Origin of the sequence: Caldicellulosiruptor sp. F32 (genome assembly GCF_000404025.1) — a bacterium.
Lineage (GTDB): Bacteria > Bacillota > Thermoanaerobacteria > Caldicellulosiruptorales > Caldicellulosiruptoraceae > Caldicellulosiruptor > Caldicellulosiruptor saccharolyticus.
Genome location: NZ_APGP01000112.1, coordinates 1 through 8788 on the forward strand (window position 1 = coordinate 1; position 8788 = coordinate 8788).

At 30.4% G+C, this 8788-nt stretch carries 8 protein-coding genes and 1 pseudogene; 1 reads left to right on the top strand and 8 read right to left on the bottom strand.

Annotation, left to right across the window (positions count from 1 at the left end; all coding sequences use genetic code 11):
- The 8 genes and pseudogenes from H964_RS12435 to cas6 all read right to left on the bottom strand — a co-directional run.
- The coding region (locus H964_RS12435; protein ID WP_193353825.1) for a CRISPR-associated endonuclease Cas1 at nucleotides 1-120 on the bottom strand (120 nt) is incomplete at its 3' end.
- 5 nt (nucleotides 121-125) lie between these two features.
- Entirely contained in the window at nucleotides 126-638 is a 513-nt protein-coding gene (gene cas4, locus H964_RS09975; protein WP_039767258.1) for a CRISPR-associated protein Cas4, read from the bottom strand.
- 44 nt (nucleotides 639-682) lie between these two features.
- A complete protein-coding gene (locus H964_RS09980; RefSeq protein WP_039767260.1) occupies nucleotides 683-3409 on the bottom strand; it encodes a CRISPR-associated helicase/endonuclease Cas3 in 2727 nt (908 codons plus the stop codon).
- Nucleotides 3402-4229, bottom strand: coding sequence for a type I-B CRISPR-associated protein Cas5b (cas5b, locus tag H964_RS09985; protein WP_011915922.1), 828 nt, complete (start codon nucleotides 4227-4229; stop codon nucleotides 3402-3404). The genes H964_RS09980 and cas5b overlap by 8 nt, the downstream gene beginning before the upstream one ends.
- A 17-nt stretch (nucleotides 4230-4246) precedes the next feature.
- Complete coding sequence (gene cas7i, locus H964_RS09990) at nucleotides 4247-5395, bottom strand: type I-B CRISPR-associated protein Cas7/Cst2/DevR (protein ID WP_039767263.1); 1149 nt, start codon at nucleotides 5393-5395, stop codon at nucleotides 4247-4249.
- 3 nt (nucleotides 5396-5398) lie between these two features.
- The gene (locus H964_RS09995) at nucleotides 5399-5932 is read right to left on the bottom strand and encodes a hypothetical protein (protein WP_011915920.1); all 534 of its coding nucleotides are present in this window, start codon (nucleotides 5930-5932) and stop codon (nucleotides 5399-5401) included.
- Nucleotides 5929-7170, bottom strand: a complete 1242-nt coding sequence (gene cas8a1, locus H964_RS10000; RefSeq protein WP_011915919.1) for a type I-B CRISPR-associated protein Cas8b1/Cst1 — start codon at nucleotides 7168-7170, stop codon at nucleotides 5929-5931. The genes H964_RS09995 and cas8a1 overlap by 4 nt, the downstream gene beginning before the upstream one ends.
- A gap of 6 nt (nucleotides 7171-7176) precedes the next feature.
- Nucleotides 7177-7963 (bottom strand): annotated as a pseudogene (cas6, locus tag H964_RS13580) (CRISPR-associated endoribonuclease Cas6).
- 414 nt (nucleotides 7964-8377) lie between these two features.
- On the opposite strand from cas6, the gene H964_RS12265 reads away from it, so the two are divergent.
- Nucleotides 8378-8752 carry a transposase gene (locus tag H964_RS12265; protein WP_408605205.1) on the top strand — a complete coding sequence of 125 codons (375 nt, stop codon included), beginning with the start codon at nucleotides 8378-8380 and terminating at the stop codon, nucleotides 8750-8752.
- Nucleotides 8753-8788 lie beyond the last annotated feature (36 nt).

Here is an 8788-nt window from a genome sequence, read left to right on the forward strand (position 1 = left end):
ATGAATTTGTTCAATGTTTTCGATGTCAATTGACCTCTTTTCAGTCTCTGTCTCAAAGTAAAGTGTGTTGTCTTTTCTTCTGAGTCTTCCATTTGAGGTTATGTAAAGTGTTTTTTGCATCAGACTTACCCCCAGCAAAATTCAAAGTATGCACAGGACTTGCATATCTTTTGCTTTGTAGCCGGCGGTGGAATAGACCTTGTTGTAATTTCTTCTATTTCTTTTAAAGCGTGCTTTACCTTTTCTTCATACTCAGGGGTCAGCCTCAGCACCTCTTTCCTTTTTTCCTTTGGATAATTGATTATTCCTTGTTTTTGAATTCCTCTTTGCTTTAGATAGTAAAGATAGTACATAACCTGCATAATATCAGCTTCTTTCATTTTGCTACTATATTTTACTTCTCTGATACTGCCGTCTGATAAAATATCTATCATGATAAGGTTGTCAATCAGGACTTCTTTTTTGTTTTCTTTTGGATATGAATGCTCATGTAAGACTTTGCCCAGAAGCACTTTGTCAGACCTATTTTCAAAAGTTATGTTTTTGCTAAATAGCCAAAGTTTTCTTTTGCAAACATAAAGGTAGTTGATTTTTATGCTCTGAAATTTTAGATCATTGAACTCTTGATAATTTTCCATATCTAATTTTCACTCTCTTTTTTTAAATAATAAAACTATCTTCTTTATCTTCCTTCTTTATCTTCGTCATTAATCTTTATTAGTCCTTTGTCATAGTTGTAGTCATGTTTATCACTCAAATATATACCTGATAACCATCGCTTAAATCTTTGTTTCCATTTATTATCCATTTCAACCTCGGCTATAAGTTTTTTATAAGCTAATTCGAAGTTTGCTGAATAAAAATACATAACAACATATTTAGATAACACACTTTTCTTAAATTGTGTAAAGAGCAATCTTTTATTTTTATCATCATGCTCTACTGACTTTATAAATTCTTCAGTATCCTTCTTAAAATCTTCAAACTTGTTTTTAGTAATAATTTGCACGTCAGAAATATCTCTGAATATTCTTTCTGCTTCAACCTTTCTTTCAGACATTAAGCCACTGTTCAAAATATAAAGCGTATTGTAAAAGTCTTTTAAATAATCACCATCTTCTTTCAGGCTCGAATAAAACAATGTTACCAAAATGTACTTATCATATTCTGACAATTCAATTTCCATTTTATCTAATGTTTTCAACCAATCGGAATTAGAAAGGAGATACTTATAAACACTTTCTTTATTCTCATCTTTACTCTTTTTACTTTTCTTGCCACTGCTTTGCCTATTTGAAATCAAATCAGTAAATTCATCTGTAAAAAGTTTTTCAATTTCATTATTATTAAATTTTTGTTTAGTAATCTTATTAAATAATTCCTCCAAACTATTTTGGGTATTCTTTAGCTTCCATAACCATGCAAGTGAAAGTATAATAAGTTCTCTTGAATAAACTCTGTGTCCCCCAGATTGTAAATTATTATTGTTAAATATAAATACATTTACATTTACTTCACTATGTTCTTTTTCAAAAGCTTTAAATGGTTTATCTAAATTAAACTTATTGTTGTTACCTTTATTAATAACTTCTCCATCTTTATAAAAATATCTTCTTAAAACTCTCCCCATTCTTTGTACCAGACAATCAAGAGGACACATTTCTGTATATAAAATATCAGCATCAATGTCTAGAGAAGCCTCAACTACTTGGGTTGCAACAAGTATTTTGCCAACATCTTCGGTTTTAGGATTCTTAAACTTGTTGTTTATATAGTCAAATTCTTTATTTTCTCTATCTTTTAACGTATATCTGGAATGAATAAGAAAAATTCTTTCTTTCAATTGTTCATCTGCACTATTTTTCAATTTATCATACACACTCTGCGCAAAACCTACAGTATTCAATATTACAAGCACTCTTTTGTTATCTTTTGCTTTTTGTAAAACCTCTCTAATTATTTCATCAGGAATATCAAATTGTTTATCTTTTGTTTCAATTAAGTTCAATCTTATCTTGTGTTTGTAAAGTTTACTGAATGCATCTTTTTCTTTTTCATAAATGTTTACAAAATTTACCTTTTTACAAAAGTCAGGAATTACATCTTTTAAATAATCTATTACAAACTTTGGCATAGTAGCAGTCATTAAAAGAAATTTCCCACCCATTTTGTGTATCCATTCTAAAAATTTTACAATTATAGCGCAGGCTTTTGGTGAATATGCCTGTATCTCATCAATTGCAATTCGTGAATAGGAAAGAGAAACAAATATCCTTTCAAATCCAGGAGGCCTCAATGCATATGGGAAAAACTGGTCGCCTGTTGAGACTATTACAGGATATGATAGTTGTTTTGCAAGTTCATACAACTTTATTGAACCAGTTTCATCAGAACTTTTATCCAGCAAATATACATCAGCATCCGAATGCAAAAGCCCTGTCTTATTACACCCAAATGCATTTTTAGCTCTTTCAAAAGTGTTATTTACTGAGGCTCTTAGTGGTAAAGTGTAAAAAAGCTTTTCTCCTGATGACCATAAAAACGCAAACTCTGTTTTGCCATAGCCTGTTGGTGCTATTAGAATAGTGTTTTTTTCTGAACACTTCTCTAATTCTTTGAATTGCCAAGCATTATCTCCAATTTTACTTGAAATAGTTTTAACTATATATTCCCTTTCTGGTGCATTAATTTCAACATTTTCTAACTCTTCTTCCGTTTCCTCTTCTTCACACCACGAAGCAAAATGGTCACAGCGTTGCAAAACTCCCGATATAAAAATCCATTCTTTTTTGACTTCACCCCTGAGTGGATGATAGTCAAATTTGTATGGAGGCACTGCTAAATTTACAAAAAGTCTATGACTTAAAATAGCTTTTAGCCATGTTATATTAACATCAATTAATTCTTTATATTCATCATAACTTGAAATTTTACCGAATTCTTTGTCAAGATTTTCCTTTAATTCATCTTTCCATTCATAAATTACCTTTTCACACACCTGTTTCAATTGCTTATTCTCTAAAGAAATTATTTCGTCAAAATTATCTTTCCAATGGTGGTACGCAATTGCTGAAATTATATAATTTAAATATTCTTCACTATTTAACTTTTCCTTTAGTTTGTCTATATTAATCCAAAAAACAGAAAATAATGAATGTGGAATTTCATAAACTACATCCCTTGGATAATATCCAATATTACCTAAAGCTTTTATTTGAAAAGATGGCAACACTTTCCCTAAATCATGAAAAAATATTGCAATTTCAGCCGCATTCAAGATAAATTGATTATCTGAAAATTTCTTTTTAAAAAACTCAAAAACCTTTAGCACATCAGAGACATGATTTGATAAAGTAACTCTTTTGTTATTATTTTTCTCATTCACTGACTTTGCCCAAATTTCACTCATCTTTATCCTCCTCAAAGTCAGCTAAAAATACAGGAATATTATCCTCTGTATCAAAATAAGCAACAATATCACCAAAATCTCCATTATTTAGTTTTGCTTTGATACACCTAAAGTTTCTAACTCCATTCTGAATTTTATAAAAAGAGGTCATGTTGTAAGCCAAACCATTAACCTTTTTAAAGTCAAAATTACCATCAAATCCGAAAACTTTTTCAGGAACCCAGAAGAAATTTTTATAGTTTCCATTAATTTTATCAATTATTAGATTAACATAACTTATATCTTCAATTACTATCCAGTCTTCAGCTCTGCCTAAATGCATAACAGAAGTTTTATTGACAGGATTTTCAAAACTACTTTTTATAACCTCCAAGAATTCTTTGTCACAATGATACAAATAAATTAAAATTCTTGCATTATGCAAAACATCGACAATACATGGCATCTGCCCACCTATGTGTTCAATGTGCCCACCAACATATCGATTTGTTATTGAACCAAACCTTCCAATATGACTTTCTGCCTTCAGGTTTCTCAACCAAAAGTATTCTTCAACTTTGGTTTCAAAGTTTCCACAAACTCCTATTTTAATTTGTTTCAATTTGTGATACAAACAGTTACAGTTGTCCTTTACACATGGTTCCTCTTGTCCTGGCAAATTTTTAATACCAAGAATATTCGCTATCAAACCTAATACCGTTGAATAAGGTGGAATAGGGTAAGTATGCCTTCTTTGATAACTAAATGGTATTCTAAAGTGTGCTTGCGGCTGATATATCTTTATTTTTAAAGCATAAATAGAATTTTTAGTTTCTTTCATTTCTCTTCCCTTCCTGATTATTCGCCTATGGATGGACTACTTGTGGTATATTCATCATCCAAGACTTTTAAAAACTCATCCCAATTTTCGGTTACCTCAAACTTGCCCAAATTGTTTTTATTGAAAATCAATTCTTCCTTTCTTTCTACCTGCATTCTTTCACAATCCATCAAAAATACTTTGTCTACTATCCAGCTATTTTTTAAACAATCATTAACACCTATAACTCTGCATTTTTTTACACCTGAAACTGGTTCTATCTCAATATATGGGTGAAATACTGGCGAAGGAACTTTTACATAACCTGCAATCAAAAATAGTGGCACTAAAGTATTTGCTTCTCCACTTGACTGAGCATAAAGTCCATCTTTAATAGCTTCAAGGATTTGTTTGATACGGGTTAGTTTTTCTTCTTTATTGATTTCAAAAACTATTTTATATTTTGGCCTTTTACCAACTAATTCTATTTTGTCATATCTAATAATACCTTTCTCAACCCTATATACTCTTTCATCAAGTTGTTCAATATATGATACTTGCTTTGTTTTATCTTCTGAAAGTATAATCTTTATAATTCCATCTTCAACTTTTGGCTCATTTTCAACAATCCATTCATCCTTACCCAATACATCTGCATCTATAGTAAAACTCAATTTATAAAAAGATATATGTTCTTCTTTGCTATATGGATTAGGTGACATATCATCAATACCTTGTTTAATTCCTCTATTAACAAGATCATGGTTTGCATAAAAAGACATATCTCCATAATATAAATTTAATCCTATAGCTTTTGTTATTCCCAAGGGTGCTTTTCGAGTAATTGAGGCTTGTCCTTTTATAGTATACATATATCCAAATGCGTCAAGCTCTGGACTTGACAAAATATCATCCTTTGTTACATCAAATTGGATAACTTTTGTTTCATCCTGTTGTTTAGTTACAGTTACAAAAGTCTCTTTCCATCCAAATCCTTTTTTTAATGTTTCAAAGAGATAATGTCTTATTCCAGGTTTGCCTATATAACTTACTGTTTCTAAATCTCTTTTTAATTTCTTAATGGATAATATATTACCACCAATTTTTTCGTCTCTGTTCAAAGCCCAAGCTTCAAAAATAGCTGTTACAGTTACATGCCTTATGTAACTTTTTTCATTAAAATACATCTCTTAACCCTCCTTATTTTTTTCCATTTCTTTACCTAACAGAGCACTTAAAAATGAATATACCATTACTTTAAAGCCTTCAACAGAATACTTTGGATTAAAAGCTTTAACAAAATTTTTGCCAACTTCTTCTTGTGCATTTACAAATTCTCTTAGAATAATATGAAAAACTTCTTCCCTCTTTCCTAACCTTGTTAATTCAAGGACTCTAAAAGTTATTGCTTTGGGAACTTTTTTTTCTTTATCAAAAAACCTCTCATAAACTTTGCTATTTCTTAAACTTTCTCCATACCATCTTAGCCATTCACAAAGCTCACTAATATTCTGTAAAGAGAATTCCTTATACAAACCCCAAAGCTTAATTTTATCTTCTCCTTTTGCGTTATTTACTGCCCATTCTAATATTTTTTCCAGCTCAAACCCAAGTTTTTTATAAGAGCTAACTGCCTGTGCAAATGTCTTAAATTCAATTTGATTTTGTAATATTGCTTCTTCTAAAGTTTTCTTAATCTCATCAAAATTAAATTTTTCATTCATATCAGAGCCTCCTTTTTTGTTTTTTCCATTATCAATAAATAAAGTTCAAAAAGTTTTTGAGATATTTTTACTAAATCACTCTTTTCTTTAACCAACTGAAAATAATGAGCAATAAACTTATCATCTTCATCTGACTTGTCATTTTTAGCTTTGTTACTTTCTTTTGATAGTTTTTTCAAGGCTATCTTAAAAACCTTTTCTCCAATTTCCATAATTCTTTCATAATTTTGACTTAAAACTAAATTTAAAATACTTGTTTCTCCGATTTCAGTCAGTATGCTTGAAATTTTGCGATTTAAAAGTAATGAAATTACCTCATGAGGTAAGCTATAAAACCCTATTTTATAATATTCTTTCTTTCCTTTAATCCTAATCTTTAATTTACTAACCACTTCTATGTTCATCATTGTCCATTTCCCAAGCTGAATATTTGTTTTTAATGCCATCTCCATTACAGACATTCCTAATAACCTTCTTACTCTATCTGTTTTTACTTTCTCGTTAATAGCTTTGATATACTTATTCAAATACCACATAACTTGAAATGATGGGGCATTTATAAAAATTTCCCAACCATCTTCAAGTTGAGTAAGCGCTAAATGATGATGAATGATAAAATATGAACATATGGGACAGATTCTTAACGATGCACTATTATTCCAGAATGAGTTTGGAAATTCTCCTGCCGAAGCTCCTAATAATGAAGAATGCATTAAGTCAAATTTGAAAAGTCTTTTTTCTAGTTTGCTGGTTTCCCTTGGTTCTATGGCTCTTTCAATTCCGCAAAAATCACATCTATAAGTAATTTTATTATTAGTCACAGAAAATAAATTTAGTAAAAAAGTTATAAATTCTTTTCTATCTCCTTGTTGCACTAAGTTCTGGTAGGGCATGTTTTTCGAAAATAATTTATTAAAAGCTCTCACAAGTTTATATCCAAATTCACCCATCCTATCATAATATTCTTTTAACTTCTCACTATTACTATTTTTCCCCAACCACTCTTCAATATCTTCATGTTCAGTTAAATACTCTACATAGTAAACCAAAGATTTAGGTATATCTTCTTTAACTATTTTGACAGGGTCAAAAATTGCTTTATCTATAGTTAAGCCACCATCTTCATTTAACCAACTTTCAATTACATCTTCACCTAATCTCCTTGAAATAACATTTAAAAATCCAATCACCGAAGCATTATAAAGCCAATTTCCTGGATACAATATGAGCTTATCCATTTTTTCTCACCTCGCCACCTCAATAAACCCAAAACCTTGTGCACGCTTAAATCCCATGCCGTTTTGATACAGTTCTTTTAAATCTTCCGGGGCTCCTGATAGTTCAAATAACCCAGAAAATCCTGTCAAAAACATTATATCTTTGCCCGTTTTTTTCAACAAATTCAGAAATTCTATGTTTTACAACAGTCTTTTGAATATTTATTGGTCTGAAAACCAACCGTTTTTGCAGTCCTTTGTTTTGTCCTCTCAAAAGACGAATATTTCTTATCTCAAAGTCAACAATATCGTTGAAAATCTCTTCAAATCCTTCATCAAAAGGCAAAACTGGCACCTTTTTGTTGCCTTCTTTTTTCTCAATTAAAATTGGAGCAAATGTTTTGAAGGTCATTTTTGAGTCAAACTTTTCTAGTTCCCTTACCAAATACGTTTGCTTAAGCGTAATCTTGCAGCTGTCTGTTAAAGGGTATGGATAGAGACGATTGTTGAGTAAGCTATTGTACATGTTTACAAAAAACTCATAGTCAGATGTGGAAAGATTAAGCAAAATTTCTCCTCTGAAAGAAACAGTATTATCTTGGAAGTTCATATTTGGAAGATTTATAACAAAGACAAAAGGTTTTTGCCACTTATTCTTTTTTTCACCCCACCACTAAATTCTATCAAAGTAGTCTTTGTCATACAGCGAAAGTGCTCTTTTTAAAAAGCTTATGAAAATAGTTCTGTAATAGACAGGAAGATTATGTACCTCACTTTGATTTTTACTCACTTCAAAAATGAACTTTGCTCTCACGTGTAATATCCTACCTTTTTTTAATATTCGCATCAGTTTTTTATTAAATATTATATTTCAACATTAATTGTTAAAATCCTTCTTTATTTTCGAAAAATTTTTAAATTTTTAGACGCTTGACAGATAGTTTATTGCTTCAAGAAACAATAAAAAAGCTGCCGTATCAAGGCAGTATTAGTTTGAATTGTATTTAGTTCTGCAAAATCTTCTTTTCAACCTTTTTAAAATACTTCAAAAGCTCCTTTTCATACTCCTTATATTCCTTTTTTGTATTAGAATCTTAGCTTTTTGCAAAAACGCTCAAGATGAGCGTTATCAAGCTCTTAAAAATCTTTAAAAAAGTCTTCCTTCCTCTTCATAGATAGTGTAAAATAAACTGCGCAAAAACATACTTTCTATAAGGAGGAAGATAAAATGTTCAAAAACCATAACAAACAATTATCTTTTCTTGACCTCTACGAGCATGTTAAAAACATTGCTCTCAACAATCCACAAAATTTACTGGGCTTTTTCAGCAACTTCATTGACTTAAACCAGTTCATACCTCAGTCCTTCTTCAAAGTCTACTACAAACATTTCGGAAAACAAAGAGATTTCTCTTTGCAATCTATGCTCTGCGCTCACTTCAACCAAAAAATCTTCAAGCTCTCTACACTAATACAACTGCGCGCTATATTATTCAATTCCTACGAACTCAGAATCTTCTGCAACTTTAATAAAATTCCTTCCATCTCCACTTTCTCAAGATTCAGAGAGACTTGTCAAGAATTTTGTGTATCCAATTCATAGCGTAAATTGAAGAGTTGTAAGATTTCGTAAGTGTGG

Coding starts and splice junctions, on each gene's coding strand:
- cas4 (WP_039767258.1), bottom strand. CDS start 638: ATGGAAAATTATCAAGAGTTCAATGATCTAAAATTTCAGAGCATAAAA.
- H964_RS09980 (WP_039767260.1), bottom strand. CDS start 3,409: ATGAGTGAAATTTGGGCAAAGTCAGTGAATGAGAAAAATAATAACAAA.
- cas5b (WP_011915922.1), bottom strand. CDS start 4,229: ATGAAAGAAACTAAAAATTCTATTTATGCTTTAAAAATAAAGATATAT.
- cas7i (WP_039767263.1), bottom strand. CDS start 5,395: ATGTATTTTAATGAAAAAAGTTACATAAGGCATGTAACTGTAACAGCT.
- H964_RS09995 (WP_011915920.1), bottom strand. CDS start 5,932: ATGAATGAAAAATTTAATTTTGATGAGATTAAGAAAACTTTAGAAGAA.
- cas8a1 (WP_011915919.1), bottom strand. CDS start 7,170: ATGGATAAGCTCATATTGTATCCAGGAAATTGGCTTTATAATGCTTCG.
- H964_RS12265 (WP_408605205.1), top strand. CDS start 8,378: ATGTTCAAAAACCATAACAAACAATTATCTTTTCTTGACCTCTACGAG.